The 26,984-nt window shown below is 71.1% G+C and carries 24 protein-coding genes; 1 reads left to right on the top strand and 23 read right to left on the bottom strand.

What is annotated here, in order from left to right:
* Positions 1–5: 5 nt before the first annotated feature.
* Positions 6–965, top strand: a complete 960-nt coding sequence (locus AC067J_RS21220; RefSeq protein WP_478301373.1) for a hypothetical protein — start codon at positions 6–8, stop codon at positions 963–965.
* A 97-nt stretch (positions 966–1,062) separates the two neighbouring features.
* Here the strand turns inward: AC067J_RS21220 and AC067J_RS21215 are convergent, their stop codons facing one another.
* From AC067J_RS21215 to AC067J_RS21105, 23 genes are all read right to left on the bottom strand, one after another.
* The gene (locus AC067J_RS21215) at positions 1,063–2,454 is read right to left on the bottom strand and encodes a sulfate adenylyltransferase subunit 1 (RefSeq protein WP_478301371.1); all 1,392 of its coding nucleotides are present in this window, start codon (positions 2,452–2,454) and stop codon (positions 1,063–1,065) included.
* A 2-nt stretch (positions 2,455–2,456) separates the two neighbouring features.
* Complete coding sequence (gene cysD / locus AC067J_RS21210) at positions 2,457–3,389, bottom strand: sulfate adenylyltransferase subunit CysD (RefSeq protein ID WP_478301369.1); 933 nt, start codon at positions 3,387–3,389, stop codon at positions 2,457–2,459.
* Positions 3,386–3,937, bottom strand: a complete 552-nt coding sequence (gene cysC / locus AC067J_RS21205; RefSeq protein WP_478301418.1) for an adenylyl-sulfate kinase — start codon at positions 3,935–3,937, stop codon at positions 3,386–3,388. The genes cysD and cysC overlap by 4 nt, the downstream gene beginning before the upstream one ends.
* Positions 3,938–4,195: 258 nt before the next feature.
* Positions 4,196–5,497, bottom strand: coding sequence for a condensation domain-containing protein (locus AC067J_RS21200; RefSeq protein ID WP_478301367.1), 1,302 nt, complete (start codon positions 5,495–5,497; stop codon positions 4,196–4,198).
* Positions 5,497–7,023: an amino acid adenylation domain-containing protein gene (locus AC067J_RS21195; RefSeq protein ID WP_478301365.1), complete on the bottom strand. Its 1,527-nt coding sequence runs from the start codon at positions 7,021–7,023 to the stop codon at positions 5,497–5,499. Before AC067J_RS21195 ends, AC067J_RS21200 begins: the two co-directional genes overlap by 1 nt.
* A complete protein-coding gene (locus AC067J_RS21190; RefSeq protein WP_478301363.1) occupies positions 7,020–7,295 on the bottom strand; it encodes a phosphopantetheine-binding protein in 276 nt (91 codons plus the stop codon). Before AC067J_RS21190 ends, AC067J_RS21195 begins: the two co-directional genes overlap by 4 nt.
* 57 nt (positions 7,296–7,352) lie before the next feature.
* Positions 7,353–7,709: a VOC family protein gene (locus tag AC067J_RS21185; protein ID WP_478301361.1), complete on the bottom strand. Its 357-nt coding sequence runs from the start codon at positions 7,707–7,709 to the stop codon at positions 7,353–7,355.
* Positions 7,710–7,744: 35 nt separating this feature from the next.
* Positions 7,745–8,995, bottom strand: a complete 1,251-nt coding sequence (locus tag AC067J_RS21180; RefSeq protein WP_478301359.1) for an MFS transporter — start codon at positions 8,993–8,995, stop codon at positions 7,745–7,747.
* 222 nt (positions 8,996–9,217) lie between these two features.
* Positions 9,218–9,946, bottom strand: a complete 729-nt coding sequence (locus AC067J_RS21175; RefSeq protein ID WP_478301357.1) for a sulfotransferase-like domain-containing protein — start codon at positions 9,944–9,946, stop codon at positions 9,218–9,220.
* Positions 9,943–11,031: a M20/M25/M40 family metallo-hydrolase gene (locus tag AC067J_RS21170; RefSeq protein ID WP_478301355.1), complete on the bottom strand. Its 1,089-nt coding sequence runs from the start codon at positions 11,029–11,031 to the stop codon at positions 9,943–9,945. The genes AC067J_RS21175 and AC067J_RS21170 overlap by 4 nt, the downstream gene beginning before the upstream one ends.
* The gene (locus AC067J_RS21165) at positions 11,028–11,852 is read right to left on the bottom strand and encodes a [LysW]-aminoadipate kinase (protein WP_478301353.1); all 825 of its coding nucleotides are present in this window, start codon (positions 11,850–11,852) and stop codon (positions 11,028–11,030) included. The genes AC067J_RS21170 and AC067J_RS21165 overlap by 4 nt, the downstream gene beginning before the upstream one ends.
* Before the next feature lie 2 nt (positions 11,853–11,854).
* The gene (argC, locus tag AC067J_RS21160) at positions 11,855–12,865 is read right to left on the bottom strand and encodes an N-acetyl-gamma-glutamyl-phosphate reductase (RefSeq protein WP_478301351.1); all 1,011 of its coding nucleotides are present in this window, start codon (positions 12,863–12,865) and stop codon (positions 11,855–11,857) included.
* Positions 12,862–13,746, bottom strand: a complete 885-nt coding sequence (locus AC067J_RS21155) for an ATP-grasp domain-containing protein (RefSeq protein ID WP_478301350.1) — start codon at positions 13,744–13,746, stop codon at positions 12,862–12,864. Before AC067J_RS21155 ends, argC begins: the two co-directional genes overlap by 4 nt.
* Positions 13,739–13,906, bottom strand: coding sequence for a lysine biosynthesis protein LysW (locus AC067J_RS21150; protein ID WP_478301349.1), 168 nt, complete (start codon positions 13,904–13,906; stop codon positions 13,739–13,741). Before AC067J_RS21150 ends, AC067J_RS21155 begins: the two co-directional genes overlap by 8 nt.
* A 22-nt stretch (positions 13,907–13,928) precedes the next feature.
* A complete protein-coding gene (locus AC067J_RS21145) occupies positions 13,929–14,855 on the bottom strand; it encodes a transketolase family protein (RefSeq protein WP_478301347.1) in 927 nt (308 codons plus the stop codon).
* Positions 14,848–15,687 (bottom strand): transketolase, encoded by an 840-nt coding sequence (locus AC067J_RS21140; protein ID WP_478301346.1) that lies wholly within the window; start codon positions 15,685–15,687, stop codon positions 14,848–14,850. Before AC067J_RS21140 ends, AC067J_RS21145 begins: the two co-directional genes overlap by 8 nt.
* Before the next feature lie 32 nt (positions 15,688–15,719).
* Positions 15,720–16,985 (bottom strand): DegT/DnrJ/EryC1/StrS family aminotransferase, encoded by a 1,266-nt coding sequence (locus AC067J_RS21135; RefSeq protein ID WP_478301345.1) that lies wholly within the window; start codon positions 16,983–16,985, stop codon positions 15,720–15,722.
* Positions 16,985–18,058 carry a BtrH N-terminal domain-containing protein gene (locus tag AC067J_RS21130; RefSeq protein WP_478301343.1) on the bottom strand — a complete coding sequence of 358 codons (1,074 nt, stop codon included), beginning with the start codon at positions 18,056–18,058 and terminating at the stop codon, positions 16,985–16,987. The genes AC067J_RS21135 and AC067J_RS21130 overlap by 1 nt, the downstream gene beginning before the upstream one ends.
* Positions 18,045–18,650: a hypothetical protein gene (locus tag AC067J_RS21125; protein WP_478301341.1), complete on the bottom strand. Its 606-nt coding sequence runs from the start codon at positions 18,648–18,650 to the stop codon at positions 18,045–18,047. The genes AC067J_RS21130 and AC067J_RS21125 overlap by 14 nt, the downstream gene beginning before the upstream one ends.
* Entirely contained in the window at positions 18,647–19,117 is a 471-nt protein-coding gene (locus AC067J_RS21120; protein ID WP_478301339.1) for an N-acetyltransferase family protein, read from the bottom strand. The genes AC067J_RS21125 and AC067J_RS21120 overlap by 4 nt, the downstream gene beginning before the upstream one ends.
* 155 nt (positions 19,118–19,272) lie before the next feature.
* Positions 19,273–20,463, bottom strand: a complete 1,191-nt coding sequence (locus AC067J_RS21115) for a cytochrome P450 (protein ID WP_478301337.1) — start codon at positions 20,461–20,463, stop codon at positions 19,273–19,275.
* Positions 20,464–20,606: 143 nt separating this feature from the next.
* Positions 20,607–23,237 (bottom strand): acyl-CoA dehydrogenase family protein, encoded by a 2,631-nt coding sequence (locus AC067J_RS21110; protein ID WP_478301335.1) that lies wholly within the window; start codon positions 23,235–23,237, stop codon positions 20,607–20,609.
* A gap of 142 nt (positions 23,238–23,379) precedes the next feature.
* A complete protein-coding gene (locus AC067J_RS21105) occupies positions 23,380–26,649 on the bottom strand; it encodes a non-ribosomal peptide synthetase (protein ID WP_478301333.1) in 3,270 nt (1,089 codons plus the stop codon).
* Between the last annotated feature and the right edge of the window lie 335 nt (positions 26,650–26,984).

Below are 26,984 nucleotides of genomic sequence, written 5' to 3'. Positions count from 1 at the left end.
CCTCCTTGACGTCCCTCCGCCGCAGCCGTTCGCTGCCGGCCCTGTTGCTGGTCCCCCTCGTCCTCCTCAGCGGCTGCGCCTCCCGCCCCGCCGCCGGACCCGCGGCCGCGCCCACCTCCTCCCTCGCCCCGATGGAGCCGCCGCCGATCGGGGACGTCCCGCTGCTGAACCGCGTGGACGACCGGACGCTGCCCGTCGAGGCCTACCTGCTGAGCGCGGAGCAGTTCCGGCAGTACGACGCGGCGCAGGCCGTGCTGGTCGGCCGCTGCGTGCGGGACTTCGGTCTGGAGTACACCCGCCCGGCCGGAGCCGGGGCGTCCTCCGAGACCCAGACCACCCACCGGTACGACCCGATCGAGATCGCCGACGTCTCGGTGAACGGCTACCACTCGCCCGACCCGGACCGCGGGAGGAAGCCCAGCGGAGCGCCTCCGCTGAGCGCCGACCTCAGCACGGTGCTCGGTGCCGGCCTGGGACCGGACGGAGAGTCCGCCCCGGGATCGGCCTCCTCGTTCCGCGGCCGGCAGCTGCCGCCCGGCGGGTGCGTCGGAGCCGCGCAGAAGGAGCTCACCTCGCGCGGCGGCACCGGCCGGGACGCCGACGTCGCGGTGGGGGTCAACTACGAGGGCTTCGAGCGCTCGATGCGGGACCCCCGGGTCGTGGCGGCCTTCCGGGACTGGTCGCGCTGCATGGCCGAGCGCGGCCACTCCTACGCCACGCCCGGGGACGCCCTGAAGGACCCCCGCTGGGCGGCCACCGCCAGGCCGTCCTCGCAGGAGATCGCGACGGCCACCGCCGACGTCGAGTGCAAGGCCCGGACCAACGTGGTCGGGGTCTGGTTCACCGTCGAGACCGCGTACGAGAACGAGCTGATCCGCCGGCGCCTGCCGGAGCTGACGGCGGCGAAGGCCGGCAACGACGCCATGCTGGAACTCGCGCGGTCCGTCACGGCCTCCGGCTCCTGAGACAGCGCCGGGGTGCGGCGGGGGCCGCTTGCTGTCGGCCCCCGCCCCACCCCGACCCACTCCGCCCGGCCGGCCGTATCCGGTCCCGGTGCCGGTCCTAGAAGTCCCACCCGTCCGCGTCGGCGTCCGAGGACACCGCCGCGGCCGCGAACGAGTCGCCCGCCATCCCGGCGGCGAGCGTGGTGCCGTCCACCGGGTCGATCAGGAGGAACGATCCGGTGCGCCGGGAGTCGGCGTAGGAGTCGAGCGCGAGCGGCTCGGCGGTGCGCACCCGGACGCGGCCGATGTCGTTGGCGACGAGCCGGCCGGGCTGCGGGTGCTGGGAGAGGTCGTCGAGCGTGAGCCGCGACGGGATGTCCTCGACGATCGCCTTCACGGTCCGGGTGGTGTGCTTGAGCAGCACCCGCCGGCCTACGGTGAGCGGCGTGTCGGCGACGTGGCAGACGGTCGCCTCGACCTCCTTGGTGATCCGCGGGGGCCGGAGGCCGGTGGTGATCATGTCACCGCGTCCGATGTCGATCTCGTCGGAGAGCCGGACGCTGAGGGACGAGCCGGCCGACACGGCGTCCGCCGGCTGCCCGAGGATGTCGAGCGCGGTGATCGTGGTGACGCGGCCGGAGGGCTGCACCGTCACCGTCTCGCCGACCCGGAGGCGGCCCGTGAGCAGCTGGCCCGCGTAGTAGCGCTCCCCTTCGTGCCGGATGACCACCTGGACCGGGAAGCGGGAGGGGCCGCTCGCCGCCCGGTCGCCCGGTTCCACCGACTCCAGGTGTTCCAGCACGGTGGGGCCGCCGTACCAGTCCATGCGGGCGGACGGCTCGACGACGTTGTCCCCGACCAGTGCCGAGACCGGGACGGCGGTGACCTCGGGGACGCCCAGTTCGGTGGCGTACGCCGTGAACTCCTTGGCGATGGAGGCGAAGACGGGTTCCTGGTAGTCGACGAGGTCCATCTTGTTGACCGCGAGGACGACGTGCGGGACGCGCAGGAGGGCGGCGATGGCGGCGTGCCGGCGGGTCTGTTCGACGACGCCGTTGCGGGCGTCGACCAGGATGACCGTCAACTCGGCCGTGGAGGCGCCGGTGACCATGTTGCGGGTGTACTGCACGTGGCCCGGGGTGTCGGCGAGGATGAAGCGGCGCCGGGCGGTGGCGAAGTAGCGGTAGGCCACGTCGATGGTGATGCCCTGCTCGCGCTCGGCGCGCAGCCCGTCGGTGAGCAGCGCCATGTCCGGTCCGTCGGCGCCGCGCGAGCGCGAGGCGTGCTCCACCGCCTCCATCTGGTCGGCGAGCACCGACTTGGAGTCGTACAGCAGGCGTCCGACGAGGGTGGACTTGCCGTCGTCGACGGATCCGGCGGTGGCGAAACGCAGCAGGCTGGTGGCCGACGGGCCGGCCGGGTCCCCGGCGGCGGGGGTGCCGGACGGGGCGGCGGGGGTGGAGGAAGCGGTGGCGGGGGTGGAGGAAGAGGTGGTCCTGTCGCTGCTCATCTCTAGAAGTACCCTTCGCGCTTGCGGTCTTCCATCGCCGCTTCGGAGAGCTTGTCGTCGGCGCGGGTGGCACCCCGCTCGGTGAGGCGGGACGCGGCGATCTCGGCGATGACCTTCTCGATGGTCGTCGCGTCGGAGTCGACCGCGCCGGTGCACGACATGTCGCCGACGGTGCGGTACCGGATCAGCCGGGTCTCGACCGTCTCGCCGTCGCGCGGACCACCCCAGTCACCGGCGGTGAGCCACATGCCGCTGCGCCGGAAGACGGCCCGCTCGTGCGCGTAGTAGATCTCGGGCAGTTCGATGTCCTCGCGGGCGATGTACTGCCACACGTCCAGTTCGGTCCAGTTGGACAGGGGGAAGACGCGCACGTGCTCGCCGGGGGCGTGGCGGCCGTTGTACAGCTGCCACAGTTCGGGGCGCTGGCGGCGCGGGTCCCACTGCGAGAACTCGTCGCGCAGCGAGAACACCCGTTCCTTGGCCCGTGCCTTCTCCTCGTCGCGCCGCCCGCCGCCGAACACCGCGTCGAACCGCTCGCTCCGGATCTTCTCCGTCAGCGGCACCGTCTGCAGCGGGTTGCGGGTGCCGTCGGGGCGTTCGCGCAGGACGCCGCTGTCGATGTACTCCTGCACGGAGGCGACGTGCAGGCGCAGCCCGAGTTCGGCCACGACGCGGTCGCGGTAGTCGATGACCTCGGGGAAGTTGTGCCCGGTGTCGACGTGGAGCAGCGAGAACGGCACCGCGGCCGGGGCGAACGCCTTCAGCGCCAGGTGCAGCATGACGATGGAGTCCTTGCCGCCGGAGAACAGGATGACCGGCCGCTCGAACTCGCCCGCCACCTCGCGGAAGATGTGCACCGACTCGGACTCCAGGGCGTCCAGGTGGGTGAGGGCGGGGGCGTGGTCCGCGACCAGGTCGATGTGGCGGGAGCTCATATCAGACGCCTTTCCACCAGTAGGCCCAGCAGCGTCGACACGGATTCGGCGACCGACTGCTCGTGCGCGGGGATGCGCAGGTCGGGCGACTCCGGGGCCTCGTACGGGTCGTCCACCCCGGTCAGTCCGGTGAGCTCCCCCGCGGCCTGCTTGGCGTAGAGGCCCTTCACGTCGCGCTCGGCGCAGGTGCTCGACGGTGTGGCGACGTGGATCTCCAGGTACTGGGTGCGGGAGGTCTCGTGACGTTCCCGCACGGCGCGGCGGCTGTCCGCGTAGGGGGCGATGGCCGGGACCAGCACCAGTACGCCGTTGCGGGCCAGCACCTCCGCGACCAGCCCGATGCGCTGTACGTTCGTGTACCGGTCCTCGCGGCCGAAGCCGAGGCCCGCGGAGAGGACCTCGCGGAACTCGTCACCGTCGAGCACCTCCACCCTGCGCCCTTCGCCCCGGAGGCGGTCGGCCACGGCGTGGGCGATCGTCGTCTTTCCCGAGCTGGGCAGGCCCGTCAGCCAAACCGTCGCACCACACTCACACTCGCGCGTTGTCAGGTCGGTTCGCAGCTCCGTCTTCACCACCGTGTCGCTCTCTTTCTAGTGATCCAGTGATCCAGCGTTGTCTGCCTGCGGCAGATCGACCTGCCCGAAGAGCAGTCCTGCGTTGCTTCGACGCGGCGCCGGCCCAGGGGGTCCCGGCGCTCCCGGCCGCCCGGAGGGGTCACGGTCCGGGCCGACAGGGGTGCGCCCCGCCGACGTGCGCCACGTCGTCCGCGGTCGTCCGGGGCGCGGCGCCCGGCCGCGGAGCGGGTGTCATGCGAGCGCCGCCAGTCTGGTGAACAGCTCGCGCACCGGGACACCGGGGTCGTCCGAGGCCACCGAGAGCGCGGTCAGCCACTGCCGCAGCGTGAGCACCGCTTCGTCCTCGGTGAAGTAGTCCAGGGCGTAGTCGGCCCGGACGTCCCAGCCCCTGCCGTCCGCGACGACGTACTGGAGCCAGTCGAACTTCGCCGAGGCTCCCCCCACGTGCACCCGCTCGCACTCCAGTCCCGGCAGCTCCAGCCGGCTCGGCGACTGGTCGAGGACGAGGCAGATGCGGCTCGTGCGCTCGCCGGACAGCACCCCCCGGGTACGGGTGACGCCGCCGCCGAGCCGGGCGTAGGGCACGTTGCGGTGGCGGAGCACGTCCAGGGAGCTGCGTTTCGCGGCGGCGCACACCTCGCCGAACGTGGCGTCGGAGGGGACCCGGTACCGCACCGGCAGGAGGTCGGTGAGGCAGCCGAAGACGCCGTCGAGGTCCGGCTCGCCGCGGCGGGACACGGGGCTGCCGATGACGACGTCCTCGCCGTTCACGGCGGCGGCGGTGACGGCCATGCAGGTGCTCATCAGCACGTGCGGCGTGGTGCGCAGCGAGCGTGCCGCCGTCCGGACGGCGTCCCCCAGCTCGGCGGGGACGGTGGCGCGCACGCAGTCGCAGGCGCTCCCCCGTCGTGCGGCGAGCGGGCGCGGCCGGGGCGGCAGGTGGGTGAGCGCGGGCGCGCCGTCCAGGAAGCCGGCCCAGAACGCGAGGTCCTCGGGGGCGATCCCGGCCGCCCGTGCCCGGACGGCGTGTTCGCCGAGCGAGGGTCCCGGCGGTGGGAGCTCCGCCGGTTCGCCGCCGGTCTCCGCGGCGTACAGTGCGGACAGCTCGTGGTCGAGCAGCACCAGCGAGGCGTCGTCGACGGCGACGTGGTGGATCTGCAGCAGCAGGACGTACTCGCCCGGCGCGTAGTCGTAGAGGGTCAGCCGGGCCGGGGACTCGGTCAGGTCGAGCGGTCGCTGCCCGGCCCGCCGCAGGGTGTCGTGCAGGTCGCCGCCGGGCCAGGGAAGGCGCTCCAGGGGCACGGCGCCGGCCGGGTCGACGCACTGCACCGCGCCGGTCTCGCCGAGGGTGAACCTGGTGCGGAGCACGGCGTGCCGTTCGACGAGCGAGGCGAGGGCGCGTTCCAGGGCGGGGACGTCGAGCGGCCCCGTGATGTGCTGTGCCCACGTCTCCAGGAACGGCGAGGGATCCCCCGTGAACTGGTCGGCGATCCAGAGCGCCTCCTGTTCGAAGGTCTGCGGGAATTCACGCATCAGCCGGGGCGCCTCTCCAGAGCCTGCAGGTCGACCTTGCCGTTGTCGCGCCGCGGCAGGTCGTCCAGCTGCTCGAACCTGCCGGGCACGGCGTACGCCGGGAGCCTCGTGGTGAGCTGTTTGCGCACGTCCCGCGGAGCCAGTTCGGCGCCGTCGACGAGGGTGTAGACCAGCGCGATGTGTTCGACCGTCCCGCCCGCGTCGGTCCGCGCGACGGCGGCGCAGGTGCGGATCTCCGGGATCGCGGACGCGGCGGCCTCGACGTCGCCGAGTTCGATCCGGTTGCCGCTGAGCTTGACCTGCCGGTCGCGGCGGCCGTGGTAGTGCAGGATCCCGTCCCCGTCGAGCATGCCGACGTCGCCGGTCCGCAGGACGCGGCGCTGCTCGCCCGCCACCTCCAGGGTCGGGAACCGCTCACGCGTCAGGGTCTCGTTGTTCAGGTACCCCCGTGCGACGCCGTCGCCGACCGCGACGATCTCGCCGCGTTCGCCGCGCGGTGCGGGCGTTCCGTCCTCGCGCAGCAGGACCACGGTCGTGCCGGGCACCGGCACGCCCACCGGGATGCCGGCGGGTGCGGCGGCGTCGGCCGGCACCATCCGGTGCACCGTCGTCAGCATGCAGTTCTCGGCCGGGCCGAAGCCGTTCCAGATCGGCAGGTCGGGATGGCGCTCCAGGAACTTCGCGACGTGCCGGGGGGACTGCTTCTCGCCGCCGACGTAGAGCGTCCCCAGGCCCTCGAACGCGCTCGGGTCCTCGTCGACGACCAGGTTGAACAGTGAGGTCGTCAGCCAGATCGTGTCGACGCCCTGGTCGGCGACGAGGGCGCGCAGCCGGCTGGGCATCAGGTGGCTCTCCTCGACCACGACGCAGGCGCCGCCGGTGGTGAGCTGGCCCCACAGCTCGAAGGCGTACATGTCCCACGCCGCGGGCGCGACCTGCGGGGTGACGTGCCCCGGTCCGAAGCCGTCCAGCCCGCCCGGGCCGAACATCCGGGTGACCGCGCGGTGGGGTATCAGGACGCCCTTGGGGACGCCCGTGCTGCCGGAGGTGAAGAACACCATGGCGAGGTCGTCCAGCGCGGTCCGCACCGGTTCGAACAGGCCGGTGTCCGCGTCGTCCGCGATCGCGGACAGCGGTGACGGGGCGAGTGTGCGGGTGACGCCGAGGGGTTCGGCGCCGGGCCGGCCGACGACGACCGGGTCGTCGAGCTGGGACAGGATCGAGGCGATGCGGCCCGCCGGCCAGCGCGGGTCGAGGGTGGCGTAGGCCGCGCCGCTCATCAGCACGCCGAGCTGGAGTGCGATCAGGTGGGCGCCGCGCGGCACCAGCAGGGGGACGATGTCCCCCGGCCGCACGCCCCATCCGGCGAGCCGGCCCGCCAGTACCCTCGCCGCCGTGGTGAGGGTCCGGTAGTCGATGCGCTCCTCGCCCTGGACCAGGGCGAGGTCGTGGGGCGCCCGGTCCGCGGACTCGGCCACCGCGGCGTGCACGGTCCGCAGGGGCGGCACGTTCTTCGCCTCGGTCACGCCGCACCGAGCCGGATCTGCTCGGCGAAGTCGGCCAGCTCGTCGTGTTCGAGCAGCCATGCCGGGTCGACGCGGAACCCGAGACGGCGCTCGATGCGGGCACAGATGCGGATGGCCGCCAGCGAGGTGCCGCCGAAGTCGTAGAAGCTGTCGCGCCGGCCGACCTGGTCGACGTCCAGCACCTCGGCGATGATGGCGGCGACCTCCTCCTCCAGCTCGTCGGCGGGCTTCTCGTACTCGGCCTTGCACACGACATCGCGGTTCTCGGTCACGGGATCTCCTGTTCTCGTCTGCTCGGCTTGTCTTGTGCTCAGGAGCGCGCCGGCCGGCTACCGGTCGGCCAGGATGCAGAACTCGTTGCCCTCCGGATCGGCCATGACCACCCAGCCCTCCGACTGCCGGAAGTCGGTGACGACGCTCGCGCCCAGCGCGAGCGCGCGGTCCACCTCCGCGTCCTGCGAGCGGCCCTCGGGGCGCATGCAGAAGTGCAGGCGGTTCTTCACCTTCTTGCCGTCGGGCACGAGGATGAAGAGCACGGTGTACCCGTGCCCGGTGACGACGTAGCACTCGTCGGATCCCGGCCGCACCCCGTCCTTCGGGGTGAACTCGGCCATCTCGCACCACCATTGCGCCTGCGCGTACGGGTCGAGTGCGTCGACGGTGGTGTGTGACAGTGTCAGGCTCATCAGGTCGCGCTCTTTCTGGGTGTTGCGGCTGTGGTTCAGGAGATCTGGTCGACGGTGGCGGGCCGGACGGGCCGCTCGGCCTCCCGGAGGGCCCGGGTCGTCACCCGCGAGGCGAACACGAGCGCGGCGAGCGCCAGGCCGATGCCGCACACGACGAAGGTGCTCTCCGGGCCCAGCCAGCGCCCCAGCCCGCCGCCGAGCAGCGCGCCGACCGGCACGGCGCCGAGCACGATCAGGCGGTACCCGGCGGTGGCCCTGCCGAGCAGTTCGTCGGGGACGGCGGCCTGTCGGAGCGTGCTCACCACGATCTGGTTCAGGGCCGTGGCGATGGCGGCGAGGAACATGACGATCTCGGAGAGGACGATGTTCCCGCTGAGGCCGAGGACGACGTAGCTGGCGGCGGGCACGAGCGCGGCGAGCCAGGTGACCGGCCCGCCGCCGATGGCCGGGACCACCCTGGCCGCGATCAGCGAGCCGATGACGGCTCCCACCGCCGGCACGGCGATGAAGACGCCGTACCAGGATTCGGCGACCCCCATGGGGCCCGTCGCCAGGAGGACGAGCAGGCCGCCGGTGGCGGAGGAGAACAGGTTGATCGAGCCGGAGATGAACGCCACCCGGCGCAGCAGCCGGTGGTTCCAGAAGTAGGACCAGCCCTCCCGGATGCTGCGGACCACCTCGCCCGGCGTGTGCTTGGCACCGCTGGTGTCGCTCGCGTTGGGCAGCATCCGGGGCAGGGTGATCGCGGCCAGTGCGGCGAGTGCGAAGAGTCCCGCGGTGGAGGTGAACACCAGGACCGCCGACAGGGCGAACAGGGCGGCGCCCGCCGTCGGTCCGACGAAGTTGTTGATGGCCGACTGGGTGGCGAACAGGCGCCCGTTGGCCCGCTCCAGGTCCTTGCGCTCGACCAGGCGCGGCGGCACCGTGAGTGCCGCGTTGTCCACCAGGGTCTCGGCCGTGCCGGCGAGGAAGACGGCGAGGTAGAGGACGACGATGCTGTGCAGGTCGGCCACGAGCGTCAGGACGAGAAGGCCGAAACCGACGGCGCGGATCGCATTTCCCCACACCATGATGAGGCGCCGGTCGATGCGGTCCGCGAGGGCCCCGGCCGGCAGGGTGAAAATCACCCACGGCAGGAATTGCGCCACCGTCATCCCCGAGACCAGCAACGGGTCCCGGGTCATCGTCACGACGAGGAGAGGCACAGCCGCCAGCACCAAGCCGTCGCCCAGGTTCGACAACCCCTGCGACAACCACAGCTTGGTGAAGCTACGGCCTAACGTCATTGTCCGTTCTCCTCTGTCGTCCTTGCACAGACGTGTTGTCCGGTCCGGTGGAGCGCCGTTCCCGCGGTGCGCCGCGAGCGGCGACACCGGTGGCCGTCCGGTCGGTCCGGGCCCGGCCGTCGGGAGGATCCGGCGCTCATGACAAACCTAATGTCCTGAGCCGTACGCCGCTCGGCTGTTGTCGGGATTGGTCGGACATCGGCCGGTCGGCGGCGCGGGTCACTAGCCGCCGCTGTTGCCCAGTGCCGCCGTGATCCGTTCGTAGTAGGGCAGTTGATCCCGCTCGAATGCGAGGGCGGTCCGCTCCAGGCTTTCCGACAGCTGTTTCCTCCCGGACGGGGAGGCGCCCAGGGCGTTCGACTCGCTGGCACCGGCGTGCCAGCGTTCGGTCGCCTTCCAGCTGGCCGGCGGCTCCTGCTTGAAGTCCAGCGCTTCGGCGCGGAATTCGATCCCCATGGCCGTGCAGTACCGCCGCATCTCCGCCCCGGGGTCGCCGGCCAGCCGGTCGCCGTCGACGAGGTGCATCGGCAGCCCCGCCGCGGTCACCGTCGAGACGATGTCCCACAGGTGCCCGAACCCCATGGCCGAGGAGGTGGCGTCGGACTGCATCACGAGGTGCGAGCGCACCGTGTCACGGGGGTTGCGGACCATCGCGGCGTGGCGGCAGCGCCGCAGGAACGCGGGGTCCGCGCCGAGCCGGTCGACGGGGAAGTCGGTGGTGTCCTTGAAGAAGACGGGCCGGCCGGCCGCCGTGTCGACGAGGGCGGCCATCACCTCCTCCTGGCTCCCGCACGTACGGCCGGCGACTTCCGCCTCGCCGAAGTCGGACACCCGCGAGAACGGCTCGTGGAGCACGAGGAAATCACCGCGCTCGTACATCGCGCGTTCGAACGCGGTCGATCGCGATCGCGGAACGGACCACAGGGCCAAGAGACTCGGCTGCTCCGTCATGACGCTGCCTCCGGGAGGGTCTTGTCCAGTTCGCTCAGGGCGGCCCGCAGGACGCGGATGCCGTCGAGGTATTCCTGGACGAGGATGTGTTCGTCGTCGGTGTGGTCCTGGTGGCAGTCCCCCGGCCCGTAGGTGGCCATCGGGACCTTCCAGGTCCTGCTCAGGGTGTTCATGTCGCTCGTGCCCGTCTTGAGCTTGTGGCCGGGCCGGAGCCCCCCGGCGGAGATCGCGCGGGACAGCGCACGTACGCACACGGAACTCCGCGGGACCGTCACGGCGGGAACCTCGTAGACCGTCGACACCTCGACCGGTTCGCCGAGGGCCGTCGAGACCTCGCGCCGCAGGTCCTCGGCCGATGTTCCCGGAGGGGTCCGGAACACCAGCGAGCAGGAACTGGAGAACGGCTCGAACCGGCCGTCCCTGAGGATCATGCCCACGTCCTTGAACGTGTCGTTGCCCCGCGCCCCGTAGGTGTCGAAGAGCCTGCCGAGCGCCCGCACCAGGATCTCGCTGGACTTCGGCCCGGGCGTCGCCGTGTGCGTGCGCGGGACCTCGCAGCGCACCCCGAGTTCGACCATCCCCTTGTAGCCGACGGTCACCGAGGACGCCCCGCTCGGCTCGCCCACGATCACGGCGTCGGGGACGGGCACGGTCGTGCGGACGTGTTCGGCGCCCCGGGACCACAGCGTCTCCTCCTCCACCGCGCCCACCCAGTGGATGCGGAGGCCGAGATCGCGGCTGGTGAGCGCCGCGACGAGCATCGCCGTCAACGGGCCCTTGGCGTCGACGGCCCCGCGGCCGCGGACGAGGCTCTCGCTGTGCTCGAAGGGAACGTCACCCGGCACGGTGTCCAGGTGGCTGAGCAGCATGACCGTGCGCGGTCCCCGCCCGACCAGGACGTGCACGTTCCCCACGTCGTCCAGGTGGCTCTCCGCGCCGAATCCGACCGCGATGTCCCGCAGCCGCTCCGCGAGCTTCCGCTCGCTGCCGGAGACGGACGGGATCGCCACGACCTCGGCGAGCAACGCGACGGCGTCACTGTCGGTCAGTTCTCCTGCTTGGGTACTGAGAAGGCGAATCGTCACGGTGTGCCCCGGCCCTTTCCGATGAGGGTTCCGCTCCCTCGTAGAGCTTCTGTGATGGGCGAGTCCACGCGACCGTCGCAGACCTGTACCGCCCGTGCGCCCTTGCCCAGTGCCTCCACCGCGGCGGCGACCTTCATCCGCATGCCGCCGCTCAGCTCCGCCACCAGGCTCTTGGCGTCGTCCCGGCTCAGCGAGGCGATGGTGGAGGCGGGATCGTCGCGGTCGGCGAGCACGCCCGGCGTGTCCGTGAAGAGGAGCAGCCGGTCGGCGCTCCAGGCCGCCGCGATCGCGCAGGCCATCCGGTCCGCGTCGACGTTGGTCGCCTGGCCGTCGGCCGTCATGCCCGGGGGGCACACGACGGGGACCATGTCGCACGCGTGGAGGGCGTCCAGGACGCTCGTGTCCACGCCGACGACGCGGCCGGCGAAGTTGTCGCGCACCACTCGGACGCTGTCGCCGAACACCGCGCGGATCGCCGCCTTGCGTTCGGTGCGGACCAGTCCGCCGTCCATGCCCGACAGCCCGACGGCCGTGACGCCGCGGGCCGCCAGCTCCGAGACGATCCGGGCCTGGGTCCGCCCCCGCATCGCCATCATGAGCGCGCTGAGGGTCGCCGCGTCGGTGTACCGCGTCACCATGCCGTCCGGGGACCGCAGGGTGCGCCTCGGCAGCCCGAGTTCCGCGATGGTGTCGTCGATGTCCCTCGACCCGCCGTGCACCACGACGATGCGGTGCTCGCGCCACAGGGCGGCGATGTCGTCGGCGATCGCCGTGCTGTTCTCCTGGAGGCTGCCGCCCCACTTCACCACGATTCTCATCATGATCACACCGGGTGCAGTCCGGGAAAGGTCAGCCCGGAGGTCTCCGGCAGACCGAGCATGAGGTTCATGCACTGCACCGCGCCGCCCGCGGCTCCCTTCATGAGGTTGTCCAGGCTCCCCATCACGAGCGCCTTGCCGCGGTTGTCGGCGACGATGCCGACGTCGCAGAAGTTCGAGCCCAGCAGGACCTTCGGGTCCGGGTAGCGGAAGGTGCCGCGCGGGCTGTTCACCAGGCGGACGAACGGCTCCGCACCGTAGTCCTCGCGGTACATGCCGAGCAGCTCCCGCTCGCTCACCTCCCCGACGGTCACCTTCGTCAGCGTCTGCACGCCGCGCACCTGCGGCGTCGCGGTGACCGTCATCGACGCGTCCACCCGGAGGGCCTCGGACACCTCGGCCTCGTGGCGGTGGTCGAACGGCGCGAACACCCGCATCACGCCGGCGCGCAGCGCGTGGGAGTTGGCGTCGCCGCCGGAGGCGCCGGAGCCGCTGCTGCCGGTCCGCGCGTCGACCTGGACCTCCTGGAGGAGTCCCCGGGCCGCGAGCGGCGCGAGGCTCAGGATCGCGCTGGTGGCCATGCAGCCCGGGACGGCGACCCGGCTCGCGTCGACGATCTGCTTGCGGTGCAACTCGGGCAGCCCGCGGACGAACGCCTTCGCGTGCTCCCCCTCACGGCTCCAGCCGTAGTAGCGCTCCATGAGCGCCGCGTCCTCGATCCGGAAGTCCGCGGTCAGGTCGACGATCTTCGGCGCGAGCGCCGCGACCTCGTCGAGGATCTCCGCCGTGGACCCGTGGACGCCGGCCAGCAGGACGAGGTCGACCGGCTCCAGGTCCGCACGCCGGCTGTACCGCAGACCGCTCCCGCGCAGCGGTGGGTGCGCGGTCTCCACGGCACGGCCGGCCTGGGTGTCGGAGGTCACGGCCGCGACCTCGACCTCGGGGTGGTGGACGAGCAGGCGGAGCAGCTCGCCTCCCACGAAACCCCGTCCGCCCACCACTGCGATGCGCTTCATACCGGTTCCCTCACCTCCGTCATCTCGGCTGTACAGGCCTCGACGATCCGTGCGGCGACGTCGACACCCGTCGCCCGCTCGAATCCCTGGAATTCGACCCGGGAGTTCACTTCGAGCACCGTGTGGCTCCCGTCCGCTCGCTCGACCAGGTCCACTCCGGCGATCTTCGCGCCCACGGCGGCGGCCGCCCGGACGCACAGCCCGTGGAGCTCCTCGCTCGGCGGGTGCCGCTCCACCGTCGCTCCCCTGGCCACGTTGTTCCGCCAGTCACCGCTCGACCGGGTGATGACGCCCAGGCAGACGCCGTCGACCACGATTCCCCGGAGGTCCGGCGATCCCGGCCGGACCGCCTCCTGGACGATCACCGTCCGCGCGACGGCCGAGGGCAGTGCGGCGCAGGTCTCCAGGACGGCGTCGGCCGCGTACTGATCGGTGATCAGGCCGACCCGGTTGCCCCAGGACGAGCTCAGCGGCTTGATCACCGCGGGGTAGCCGATCTCGGCGACCGCCGCCAGGCCGGCCTCCGGGGTCGGCGCCAGCAGGGTCGTCGGCGTCGGTACACCGCACTGCTTCAACCGCAGGTAGGTGGACCACTTGTTGCCGCACACCCGGGTCGCCGAGGCGTCGTTCGACGGCCGGGCACCGAACGCCTCCAGCGACTCCGCCGCGAGCGCCGCCCGCTGACTGGAGATCTCACGGTTGAGGACCGTCATCCCCCGCAGCCCCTCGACGTCCTTCGGTCCGAAGGACATGGCGCGGGGGTCCAGCCGGACGACCGGGACACCGCGGCGCTCCAGCTCGGCCAGAAGCCGCCGTTCCTCGAACCGGACGGTCGACAGGAGGAACCCGAGGGGCGTCGACGTCCCCCGCCGCTCATTCACCCCAGTCCTCTTCGGGCTCCGGCGCGAGCGCCAGCTCCAGCGGGTCCGTCGACTGGATCTCCAGCTCGGTCGAACACCCCGGGCAGCTCACGATCTCCCCCTGGTAGCTGTCCCCCGGTATCTTCAGCGGGCCGTCGCAGCTGATGCACTGTGTGTCCATCTCGTCTGTCCTTTCTCGATCACTAGGGATGGGTGACGAACTTCAGCACGTCGTGGAGCACGGATTCGGTGGTGAGTCCACTCGCCTCCAGCAGGGACGCGTGGCTGTCGGGCGGGAGGAAGCCGGTGACGCCGATCGGGAGCCACGGGATCCCGCGGGCTCCGGCCGCCGACGCGACCTGCGCGCCCATGCCGCCGGACGTCCACGCCTCCTCCAGCGTGACCAGCCACCGGCACTCGGCGGCGATGACCCGGCCGACGGCGCCGGCGGAGTCCGGGTCGACGGTGTGGACGTTGATCACCTGCGTGCTGTACCCCGCGTCGGCGAGCCCCCGGGCGACGTCCAGCGCCGTCGCCAGGACCTCCGGGCCGGTGGCGACCAGGGCGATGTCCCGGCCGGCGCGGACCTCCTGCGGGATGCCGAGCTCCGGTTCGGGCAGTCCCGCGAACACCGGCGAGGCCTTGCGTCCGAGCCGCAGGTACGTCGGACCGTCGTACTCCAGGCACTGCTCCAGGAGGGACACCGCCTGGCGCGCGTCGGCCGGCACGACCACCCGCATGTTCGGCAGCGCGTTCATCAGCGCGAGGTCCTCGGTGGCGTGGTGCGTCGGCCCCAGCCAGCCGCCGCTGGCGCCTCCGTGCGTGCCGACGATGCACACGCGGCGGCGCGGGTAGGCGACGTCGAGCTTGATGAACTCGAACGCCCGGCTCACCGAGAAGGCGGCGAACGTGCACACCAGGGCGCGCCGTCCGCTGTGCTCGGCACCGGCGGCGAGCCCGATGGCCGCGTTCTCCGCGATGCCGACGTTGAGGTAGTCCATCTCGGGCGTCGGCTTGATGCTTCCCGTGTCGGTGTCGACCACCAGCACGTTGTGGCGCACCGCGAGTTCCGGCAGGGCCTCGGTGAAGGCCGCCCGGGTGCTGACCCGCTCCGCTTCGATCTCAAGCATGCCCGGGCTCCCCCTTCACGGTCACGCGGGAAGCCGTCGGGCTCATGCTGGCCTTGACGCGCGCCCGCTTCTTCTCGGTGTCGAGGAGGACGAAGTGGGAGGAGGCGCGGCCCGCCAGGGCGCCCACGCCCCGCGCCTTGACCGTGCGGCAGACCACCGCCGTCGGCCCCTTCGCGCGGGCCGCCTCGTCGAGGACCGCGCAGAGTGCCGCCAGGTCGTGCCCGTCCACCTCGACGGTGCGCCAGCCGAAGCCGGCCCAGCGGTCGGCGACCGGTGCCCCGTCGCTCACGTCGCGCACGGACCCCGTCTGCTGGAAGCCGTTGACGTCGATCACCGCCACGAGGTTGTCGGCGCCGATGGCGCGGCTCACCTGGGCCGCCTCCCACACCGTCCCCTCCTGCAGCTCGCCGTCACCGAGGAGCACGAACGTGTTCGCGGGTGACTCGCCGGCCTGGCGCTGCGCCCACGACGTGCCGTTGGCCAGGGCGAGCCCGTGGCCGAGCGAGCCGGTGGCGAACTCGACCCCGGGGACGGTGACGTTGCCGTGCGTGGCCAGCCTGCTCCCCGGTCGGCAGAAGGTGGCGACCTCCTCGCGGGTGATGAAGTCCCGCTCGGCGAGCGTGGCGTAGAGGGCCATCGCCGCATGGCCCTTGCTCAGCACGAAGACGTCCCGTTGCTTCCACTCGGGGTCGTCGGAGTCGATGTTCATCGTGTGGAAGAAGAGCGCGACCAGGATCTCGACGGCGGACATCGATCCGCCCAGGTGGCCGCCTTCGGGACCGGCGCACATGTCGACGATGTGCTCGCGGATGGCGCGTGCGCAGGATTCCATCTGCGCGAGAGTCGGCTCGTGCTCGGCCCCGGTCAGCGGCCCGCACCTTCCGCGAGCTCCTCCAGGACCTTCAGGTTCGACCAGACCTTCTCGACGACGTCGGCGAAGCTCTGGAGCAACGGCCCGGCGTCGGGCGGGAGATGGCGTTGCTGGAGGGTGAAGCTGCGGTCGACGACGTCCTGGGTGACCGGCCACGCCTCGGGCGTCTGCCGGCAGAGCGAGCGCAGCGCCGGCTGCTCGGGGACCGGCATCATCTGGTACCTGGTCGCCGGCAGTCCCTCGGCGCGCAGGGCACGCATCAGCAGGTTCCGCGCCTCTCCCGTGTCCACGCCGGGGAGGAGCCGGTCGAAGTCGACGACGAAGCGCAGGATGTGCCACGCGTGCTCGTACCCGTCCGGCTCCGACGGGCAGGTCAGGCCGTCCAGGTGGCGCAGCCGGGCCAGGAAGGCCTCGACGTTGGACCGCCGGGCCGCGTGGTACGCGTCGAACCGCTCCAACTGGCTCGAGGTGTAAGCCGCTTGGACGTTGTTCAGCTTCGCGTTGAAGCCCAGCCGGTGGCTCACGTAGCGCCGCGGGCGGTCCGCGCGGATCGTCTCCCCGAACTGGCGCAGCTGGACGATCCGGTCGGCGACGCGCTCGTCGTCGGTCACGACGAGGCCACCCTCCCCGCAGGTGGGGAGGTTCTTCGTCATCTGCAGGCTGAACGTGGCCGTGTTGCCGGACGCGCCGGACGGGACGCCGTGGTAGCGGGCGCCCTGGGCCTGCGCGGCGTCCTCGATCACCACGCAGCCGTGGCGGCGCGCGACGTCGTCGATCGCGGTCAGGTCCGCGCTGAGCCCGTGCAGGTGGACCGGGACGACTGCCTTGGTCCGCTCCGTGATCCGGGCGGCCAGGCTGTCCGCCGTCATGTTGAAGGTGACCGGGTGGACGTCGGCGTACACCGGCGTGGCGCCGACGTGCACCACGGCCATCGCCGTCGCGACGAAGGTCAGGGCGGGGACCACGACCTCGTCGCCGGGGCCCACTCCGTGCGCGAGGAGCGCCAGTTCGATGGCGGTCGTCCCGTTGCTCACGCCGACGCAGCGCCGCACGCCCAGGTACTCCGCCCAGGACCGCTCCAGCCGTTCGACCGCGGTCTCCTCGGTCGTCCGGTCGGAGACGAGGACGTTGGAATCCAGCACGGACAGCACGGCCGCGCGGTCCGCGTCCGTCGTCCTCGGCCAGTTCACCGGCGCGAGCGCCCCGAGCACGGGCTCGCCCCCGGCGAGCGCCAGCTCGCCCACAGACCCGCCATTCATCAGACGTCCGTCCATTCCTTCGACAGGGCGAGCTGCCAGTCGACAGCCAGCTGCTCGTACGCGTGCACCAACTCGGCGCCGCGGCGCGGCACGAGCTCCGTGATCCCGTCCGTCGTCGCCGCGTGGGCGCTGAGCAGTCGCAGGTTCGACCACGCCGACACGACCCGGTCCGCCGACGCGGCCACTTCCAGCAGCCGGCCCTGCTTCGACCGGTGCGCGGACTCCTGCGCGAACCGGCCGTGCAGGAACGCCTGCGCCTGCATCGCCCAGCCGAACGTGTAGGCGCTGCGGAGTTCCGCCGGGGTGCCGGAGCTCTCCTGCAGGCGCTCGACGAAGCGGAGCAGTCCGGCCCGGCCGGTCCACACGCGGTCCGCGGAGCCGGCGGTACCGGTCGCCCAGCGGTCGAGGTTGCCCCGGAGCGCCCGGGCGACCCGGTCGGCCGTGGGCTCCTCGGGTCGCGACCGCACCGTCGTCGTCAGCACCCGGCCGCCGATCTCCCGGCTGGAGAAGAAGACGTCCTGGGTGTCGGACGGATTGCCGGAGGTCCAGCTGTCCACCAGGTGCTCGGCGGACAACCACCCCTGGAAGGCCGGTGGTTGGGCATCGGAGACGTAGAACTCCACGTCGCCGTCGGCCGTCCGGCGCCAGGCCGGCACCACGACGAGGTGGGCCGCGTGCACGTCGTGGAAGGCGGGGCGGAACGGGAGGTGGTAGTTGTCCACCGCCACGATGACGCTGGCGTGCGTCTCGATCAGGTCGATCAGGTCCTCGGCGTCCGATCCCGTCGTCCAGGCGGACTCCACGTCGTGGTACGGGCACAGGTCGGCCGCCACACCGCGGCTGCTCTGCGCGGGACGGTAGAACTCCTCGCTCATGACGTCGTCGGGCGCGAACGCGAACTCGCAGGCGGGGCCGAGCACGTCGACGGGCCGCAGGCCGTGCTCCAGCAGGATGCTGCCCAGGGTGGTCTGCAGGCAGCTCAACGGGTCCTCGTACCACTGGGGGTAGGTGCCGGCGGCACCGGTCCAGCGGACCGCGCGCACTGACGCGCCGGTCGTCCTACCTGTGCTCACGGCTGGCTCCCTGTATCTGCGGATCGCCTTCGGGGCCGGCGCTCACCTGCCGGCCGACGAGCGTCATGGCGAAGAGGTGGACGGCCGGGTTCCTGGGCAGCGAGATGGCGCCGAGCGGCTTTCGCGAGGTGATCGGCACGCGCTGGCACCAGAGGGTGATCCCGATGCGCTCCTGTACGTGGTGCGGGTAGTGGATGACGTCGGTGCGCAGCGCGAGCTCCTCGCCGAAGTCCGACCGGCCCTCCCACAGGTCGGAGAGCGCGAGGTGGTCCCGGTCCACGGTGCCGTCGGAGAAGTGCCAGGTGACGACGTCCCTGACCCGCCGCTCACCGCACCCGATGACGTAGAGCCAGTCCCACCGCCGCTGCGGGACGTCGATCCGCTGTCCCGAGCAGAGGACGTTGTCCGGGCCGCGTCCGTCGAGCGGGGCGCTGCGCAGCGGCACGCCGTCCACGACGAGCCCCAGCGGCGCGGACCGCGCCGGAATCGAGTTGCGCCATACGTTCAGTCGACCATCGGTGAGGTTCTCCGGTGTGGTCGCCGCCTGGTTGTTCAGAAAGGGTTCGAGCGCAAGCACCTTGTGAACAGTCAACGCAGTTCCTTCCGTACCAGTGCCCTGTGCTGCAAGCGGGGTTCGACGACGGTGAATCCGCAGGACTCGAAGGTGCTCACCCTGCCGTGGAAGCTTCCGCGTTCGATCGCGGCCCCGGGGTTCCGGTCGTCCTCGGGGTAGGCCTCGATGACGTCCGCCTTCTCGTCCCGTGCCCACTCCACCGCCCGGTCGATGAGCACCCTGACGAGTCCCTGGTGGCGGTGGTCGCGGGCCAGGTAGAGGCAGACGATGGACCAGATGCGCTCCGGGTCGTCGCCCTCGATCAGCTTGGCCGCACGGGATCCGCGCAGCCTCGGGAAACCCGACCGGGGGCCGACTCCGATCCAGCCGACGGGGACGTCGTCCACCGAGCCGAGGACGCCCACCCGCTCGCCGGCCTCGACCAGGTCGCGGAGCTTCTCCCTGCGCGCCGCGGAGCCGCAGGAGGATCGTTCCTTCGCCGTCATTCGAAAGTACGTGCACCAGCAGTTCTCCACAAGCCCTTTCGGCTCGAAGAACGCGCCGACCGTGGGCCAGTCATTCGGTCCGACAACTGTGGTTACGAAATCGCTCACCGGTTCTGCCTTCCGCACGCAATCCTCGACCTGGCCGCCGGGGCCGGCTACTTCCAGGTCACTGCCAGCGGCAGACACACTACGCCATTCAGGAAGTTCGAGATGAGGTGCTTGGGATCGCCGTCGAGGGAAACCGACCGCACATTCTCCCGCCAGAGGTCGAAGAATATCTTCATACCGAGTCCGGCGACATGCTGGCCGATGCACCGGTGCACACCGAGGCCGAATGCGAGGTGGCGGTTCGGGGAGCGGTCGGGAATGAACCTGAACGGATCCGCGAACACCTCCTCGTCGCGGTTGGCCGAGGCGATCCAGGCGGAGACCAGCGACCCCGCCCGCACCTCCGTCCCGGCGATCTCGGTGTCCACGGTGGCGCGCCGCAGCACGTGGTTGACCGGGCTCGCCCAGCGGAGCGCCTCGTCGACGAACCTCTGGTCGGTCTCCTCCTGGCGCGTGAACCACGACCACAGGTCGTCGTCGCCGGCCAGCAGGATCAGCGTCTGGTTGATCGTCTGGGGCACGGTCGGATTGGCGCCCATGAGGAACGCGTAGGCGTTCAGCAGCGGCACGTTCCGGTCCGCGTCCCCCACCACGTCGGCGGTGGCCGGGCAGCGGCCGCTCACCGAGTCGGCGGGCGGGGAGCCCTCCAGGACGTCACCGAGGACGGACATGATGGTCGTGTGCGCCTCGAAGAGGTCGAACCGGCGCCGGTACTCCGACTCGGCCGCGTCCACTCCCCCCATCGCGCGCACCGTCGCCCGGCCCGTGACGGTCCACTTGTCCTGCGGGATGCCCATCAGCTGTCCCGTGATCGTCATGGGCAGGGTGACCATGGCGTCGCAGAAGTCGAACGACTCACGGCCGCGGATCGTCTCGAACAGCTCCGACATGCGCTCCGTGATGGCCTGCTGGAGGCGCTGCGTCGCCGGCACCGTCATCAGCGGGGTGAAGACGCGCTTGATGTCGGGGTGCAGCGGCGGGTCGGTGAGGTGGATCGCCGCCCCCGCCGCCACGTCGCCGCCCCCGCGCACCGTGAGCATGGTGCTGTACGCGGAGGAGAACGTCGCGGGATCGCCCAGCACGTCGCGGACGTCCGCGTAGCGCAGGGCCGCGAGGAAATCCTGGCCGTCGGGGGTCCGCTGCTGCCGGAGACCGTCGCTCTTGCGCAGATCCTGCCACACGGAATGCATGTTCCGCACCGCGTACTGCGATTCGTCGTAGAGGTCCGGCGAAATCATGTCCGAGGGTTCGGGACCCGTGAGGGAAATTCGCATCGAAAGACCGCCTTCGCCTGGGATTTACGAAACTCGAACAACACTCGTACGATCCGGTGGGGCCTGGAATCGCCGCCGGCCGCGCACCGGCGGAACCGCGGTCCGGGTTATCCGTTCGTCGCTGTGCCTTCGCGGTCGAGAAACCCGATGTTCTCCGCGCATTTCATGTAGAAACGCGATGCGACCGACCACTCCGTGATGCCCTGGGCGCCCAGGACCTGCATCGCCCCGCGGACGACGCGCACCAGGACGTCCTGTTCCACGAGCTCGAACCGCCCGATGGCGCCCTCGTCCGCGTCCGCCACGCCGTCCGCGAGTTCGTGGAGCCGCGCACCGAGGGCGTTCATCTCGGCGTAGCCGCGGATCAGCGGGAACATCAGGGCGTCGAAGTCGACGAGGTGCCGGCCGAACTGCTCCCGGGTGGAGGCGTGCTCCCAGGCGCTCCGGAACAGCCCGATGCCGAGCCCCAGCACGTAGGCCGCGTGACGCAGCCTGCACGCGGGTTCACCGCAGTCCCCGTGGGAGGCGCCCTCGTCGCCCGTCCCGGCCCCCCGGCCCGGGAGCCGGCACGGCTGGTAGGCGTTCTCGTACCCGAGGTACCCCGCGCTCAGGCTGATCGCGCAGCCGACGGTGAGGCCGAGACCGAGGCCTCCCTCGTCCTCCGGCCGCTCGACCCCGTCGAGGCCGAGTTCGGCCAGGGTGTCCGCCAGCGCCGTGCGCCGCTCCGGCGAGTGGGCGAACAGGGGCTCCACCTTGACGCCGGCGCCCACGGGTCCGAGGACCTCCAGCACCGTGTCGACCAGCTCTCCGCCGAAGCGGTGCAGGACCGCCAGGCAGCGCTGGGAGTACTCCTCCTTGAGGTCCGCCGAGATGGTGGACAGCATCATCTCGGAGGTGCCGGCGGACAGAGTCAGCCCCGGTGACTCGGTCAGCCCCGAGAACAGTTCCTCCCGGACCAGGTCGTCGGCGCCGGGTGTCCCGCCGAGCGTGCTCCAGCGCCGGAGCACCTCGTGCCCGACCTGCTGGCACGTCTCGCTCGTGTACAGCTTGGCGACGGCGGTGTCGATCGCCTTGACGTCGGCCCGCAGGAAGACCTCGGTGGCCGCGCGGGCCAGGGTGGTGGCGCACTCGACCTGCCCTTCGAGGCGGTCGAGGCGTTCGAGGCCCCGCGGCCGGCCGGTCGTCCCGCGCAGCGCCCTCAGCCAGCGGGCCGCCCTGACGACGTGGTCGATGCCGGTGCGCTCGATGGCCAGGGCCCCGTCCAGCAGGGCCCATCCGCGGCCTTCGTCGCCCACCCGGCGCCAGCTCTCGACCTCGACGTCCTGCAGGCGCACCCGGCACATCCGTTCGCGCTGCACCGTCTCGACGAGTTCGACGGTCACGCCGTCGGCCGCCAGGTCGATGACGAAGAGCGTGATGCCGTCGTACTTGTTCCCGCCCTGTCCGGTGCGCGCCGAGACCAGCGCCGACCCCGCGAGGTCGCTGTAGATGCTGAACACCTTGACGCCGTTGAGGACGTAGCGGTCGCCGCGGCGCTCCGCCCTGGTCCGGAGCGCGGCGAGGTCACTGCCGGCGCGCGGCTCGCTGTAGAGGACCGTGGAGAACTCCTCGCCCCGGCTGATGCGCGGGAGCAGCTCCCGCTTCAGCCGGTCCGAACCGGACTTGAGGACGAAGTTCCCGACGATCTGCACCGTGAGCGCGTACACGAGGTCCGGCAGGCCGGTCGAGCAGAAGCCCTCGAAGAGCTCGATGGCGAGACGCGTCGGCGTTCCCGCGCCGCCGAACCCACTCGGCCAGTCGGGGGTGAGCAGGCCGCGCCGGCCGAGCTCCCGGTACGCCTCGGCGATGGCCTCCGGGTCCATCCGCCTCGACCGGATCACGAGGTCACGCCAGTGCGGTGTGTCCACGAGCTCGGCCAACGACGCGTGCAGACCGGCTTCGTCGGCCTCGCCCGCCCCGCCCGCTCCGCCCGCTCCGTGGGCCGCCACCTCGCCGGCCCGGTGGGCCGCCGCCTCGCCGGCCTGCTCGGGCGCGTCCGGGGCGGGTTCCGAGGCGGGACCTCCGTCCCTGAGGACCCGTTCGATCGAGGCGACGTTGTCGGCGTCGCCGAGCAGGGTGTAGTGGTCCCCGGGCAGGTCGTGGACGTCCACGCCGCCGGTGGTCGCCGTGTGCCAGTCGGACTTGAGCGACTCCACGGCGCGCACCGAGACGACGTCGAGGTCACCCGGCGTGGGCCGCCAGCTGCAGACGAGCCGCCGGTTGTGCATGAAGATCTCCAGACGCTCGGTGAACGTCTCCGGATCGATGTCCAGCAGCGCGGCGGCTTCGTCGTGGGTGTCCGCCGTGACCTCGACGTCACGCCCGCTGACCCTCAGCACGTCGTCCAGGAAGCCCCGTACCGCTTCGGCGGGCGTCCAGACCGGGACCTCCCCGACCGCCCACGTCGAGTCGAGGAGCACGACCTTCGGGCGCTCCCCGCCTTCCGCGAGCAGACAGGCGATCTCCCACGCGAGGGCGCCGCCGAACGACCAGCCGCAGACCACGTCGATCCTGGGGCGGTCCTCGCCGAAACCCTCGACGTAGCGCCGGGCGAGGTCCTGGACGGACTCGGCGGGCCCGCCGTCGACGAGCGTCCGCGACGAGGCCTCCAGCCCGAGACACCTGTGGTCGACGAGCCTGTGGACCAGCGGCTGGTAGGCCAGCAGACTGCCGCCCACCGGGTGGACGAGCAGGAGCACCCGGCCGGAAGTCGCCGAGCGACTCAGTTCGATGAGACTCGATGTGTCCGCCGTGGCCGATCTCGTACGGAGAAGGGCGCTCAGGCGTTCGCCTTCACGTTGCATCACACGTTCCCTGCCGTTGCGGTCCAAGTCCCGGCTCTCACTCCGCCAGGAGTCGGGTGACGTCCTCTTCGGTCATCTGCTCGATGGCCTGCTGGAGTTCCTCGGGGGACAGACTGGCCAGCCTGGCGCGTTCGACCTCCAGGGCCAGGCTCTGCACGCTGGAATCCGCGAAGAAGGCGGCCAGCGAGACCTCGGTCGCGAAGATCTTCTTGATCTTGGATATCAGCTGGGCGGCCTGCAGGCTGGTCCCGCCCAGGTCGAAGAAGCTGACGTTCTTCGCGAAGTCGGTGCGGCCGAGGATCGGGCCGAAGGCCTGGGTCATCATCTTGCGTTCGACATCGGTGAGTTCGTCCACCGGCTCCGGTTCGACGGTGGCGCCGACGGCCGGCAGGGCGCGCTCGTCGATCTTGCCGCTCCCGTTGATCGGGAGTTCGTCCAGCAGCACGAACTTGGCCGGCACCATCGTGGACACGAGGTGCTTGCGGCAGTGGTCCCGGAGTGTCGTCTCGGAGACGTCGCGCGCTCCACCGGTCGCGCAGTACGCGACGACCCGCTTGTGGTCCTGCTCCTGCTGGACCTGCACGTACACGTTGCGGACTCCGCGGGCGGCGCGGACGGCGCTCTCGATCTCGCCGATCTCGATGCGCACGCCGTTGATCTTGACCTGCTTGTCGGCCCGCCCGACGTACACCAGGCGGCCGTCGCCGTTGTGCCGCGCGAGGTCACCGGTCAGGTAGAGCCGCGCCGAGGGGTCGTCGCCGAACGGGTCGGGGATGAACCGCTGCCGGTTGTCCTCGTCCCGGTTCCAGTACCCGGACGCCAGTCCGACGCCGCCGATGGCCAGTTGCCCGATGACGCCCTGGGGCACCGGAACGTTCTGCGCGTCCAGCACGTACGCGACGTGGTTGTCCATCGGACCACCGATGGGCAGGGCGGCGGGCGCCAGCGGCTCCACCAGCTCCTCGACGATGCTGGTGACGGTGCACTCGGTGACGCCGTACCCGTTGAAGATGCGCCGGCCCTTGCCCCAGGCCCGCACGAGCTCGTGCGAGAACGCCTCGCCGCCGACGAACACGATGCGCAGGTCGTCGAGCGGCGCCGGATCGAGCAGCTTCATGACCGACGGCGGCAGGTCGGTCACCGTGACGCGGTGCTCCTCCAGGAACCGCTGGACGCCCGACATGTCGAGACGCGTCGCCGACGGCACGAAGTGGAGCGAAGCGCCCGTCAGCAGCGCACCGAACATCTCGAAGACCGACACGTCGAACCCGCACGACGCGTAGCCGAGGAAGCGGTCCTCCGGAGTGAGCTCGAACAGCGTCCGGACGTTCCGGATGAACCCCAGGATGTTGTCGTGGCTGATGAGCACGCCCTTCGGCGTCCCCGTGCTTCCCGAGGTGTGCATCAGGTACGCGGTGGCGTCGCCGCCGGGGGCCGCCACCGGAACCGCCGCCCCGGGAGCCCGCACCGGGTCCGGGAGGTCCGCGGGCAGCCGGAACTCCAGTGCGGGCGCGACGCCGGCCGTCGTGGCGTCGCACACCACGCGCTGCAGTGCGGCGTTGGCGACGATCGATTCGATGCGGCCCGCCGGGTTCATCGCGTCGATCGGGACGTACACGGCGCCCAGCGCCATCAGCGCCAGGACGGTCGCGGCGAAGTCCGGGGACGGTTCGAGCGCGACGCCCACCCGGTCGCCGGGGCCGACGCCGTGCGCCGCGAAGTGGGCCCGGAGCGCCTCCGCGCGGTGCCGCAGCTCGCCGTAGGTGAGCGACTCGCCGGGTGTGCTCACCGCCGGCCGCTGCGCGTGCTCGTCCGCGACCGCGGCGAAGTGCGTGAAGACGTTGCCGGTCGGCACCGAATTCTCGGCGCCCTTTCCGAGAAGCGCCTGAACCGCGCGGGATTCCTCGTCGTGGGACCACGACTGTTTGATACTGAGGTCCGGCAGGGATATCGCCCTGCGCAGGATTCCGACGAGCACCCGCTGCATGGTCGCGATCGTCGCCGCGTCGAAGATGTCGGTGTTGTACGCGGTGTGGATCTCCAGGTCCGCGCCCTTTTTCGTGACCGTCCACGACTGGAAGAACTTAGCGTGCGTGGTGTCGGGCTCGTGCTCGACCGCGGTGATCCCGTCCAGCCGGAGCGGCTCGGCCCATTCGTTCATCGTCAGCGTGTACTGGAACAGGGTGGAGCGCGCCGATTCACGCTTGACACCGGCACCGGCGATGATCTCCTCGAGGGGGAGCTGTCCGTGCGACTGGCCGTCGCGGAAGCGGCGCTGGACGTCCGCGAGGCATTCCCGGAACGTCGCGTCGGGGTCTATTCGGAACCGCAGCGGCAGCATGTTGATGAAGAAGCCGATCGTTCTCTCACACTCGACCTCGGTGCGGTTGGCCGTCGGCATTCCGAAGATGACGTCCTCGGATCCCCCGTACTTGCTGAAGAGGGAACCCATCGCCGTGGCGTAGACGGTGATCGGCGTGGTCGACAATGACGAGGCGAGCTCGTTGACCTGAGCGGCCAGGCCCGGCCAGGTGGTCACCTCCGCGGAACCCGCGTAGGTCGTCTCGGGCGGGACGGGGCGATCACCTGGGATGTCCATGACATCGACGTCGCGGAGCGCCTCGGCCCAGTAGTCCACGCTCTCCTGCCACGCGCCCGCGCTCATGCGCTTGCGCTGCCACACGCTGAAGTCGGCGAACTGCACGGTCGGGGGCTCGATCTTGGGTACGGCGCCGGCCCGCCGGGCGTTGTACTCCTCCTCCAGCTCCTCGAAGAAGATCGACGTCGACACGCCGTCGAAGATGATGTGGTGGACGACGAAGCCGAAGTAGTGGAGACCGCTGCCGACCGTGACCAGGGAGGCGCGCCACAGCGGGAACTCCGTCAGTTCGAGCGCGGTCTCGGCGAGTTCGGCCATGATCCGGTCGGCTTCGCCCTCGGATTCCACCGCCGTCCGCGCGATGACGACCTCAGGGGTTTCGACGATGCCCTGGAAGTATTCGTCGTTCTCCACGAGCACATGGGTCCGCAGCGCCTCGTGGCGCATGACGATGCTCGTGAATGCGTCGGTGAGGGCCTCGACGTCGAGATCGCCTTCGAGCCGGAACAGGAACGCCACGTTGTAGGTCGTCATACCGGTCCGCAACCGGTCGACGAACCACAAAGTATTCTGTGAATGCGAGAGTAGAATGTTGTTCCGGTCCTGGCGAGGACGGGGACCTTCGGTGATCTTCGCGCGGGCACGCGCCAGGATACCCGCGAGCGACTGCTTCTTACCCAATGCGGTACCGTCATGCGCCGAACTCACACAAAGCTCCCTTGATGTCAAGTGGCAATCAAAAGCAGCAGTTCTGCGGGCATTTCAGCAGGGCGGGAACGGGATCGCACAAGTCGAAAGAACGTTCCGACCCCGGGATATCCTGCCCCACGAGATCCCGAACGGTCAAGGTCATGACAGAACGACGATCACGCGGCAGGACTCGTACACGTTCCGCCCGGACACGGAAGGTCGGGCCCTGACCATCGAGTTTCTCCTGCTAGAACCGGATTTCCGCCGCGCCGGCGGTGGACTTCGCCGGTCCGCTTACCCGGTATCGGTTACGCGGAATTAAAGACTCCGCATTGCCGGCACGAACCGCGCGG

It is taken from the genome of Kitasatospora sp. NPDC042419 (assembly GCF_056437345.1).
The sequence above is the reverse complement of the archived record's forward strand: the minus strand, read 5'-3'. Positions and strand labels throughout refer to the sequence as shown.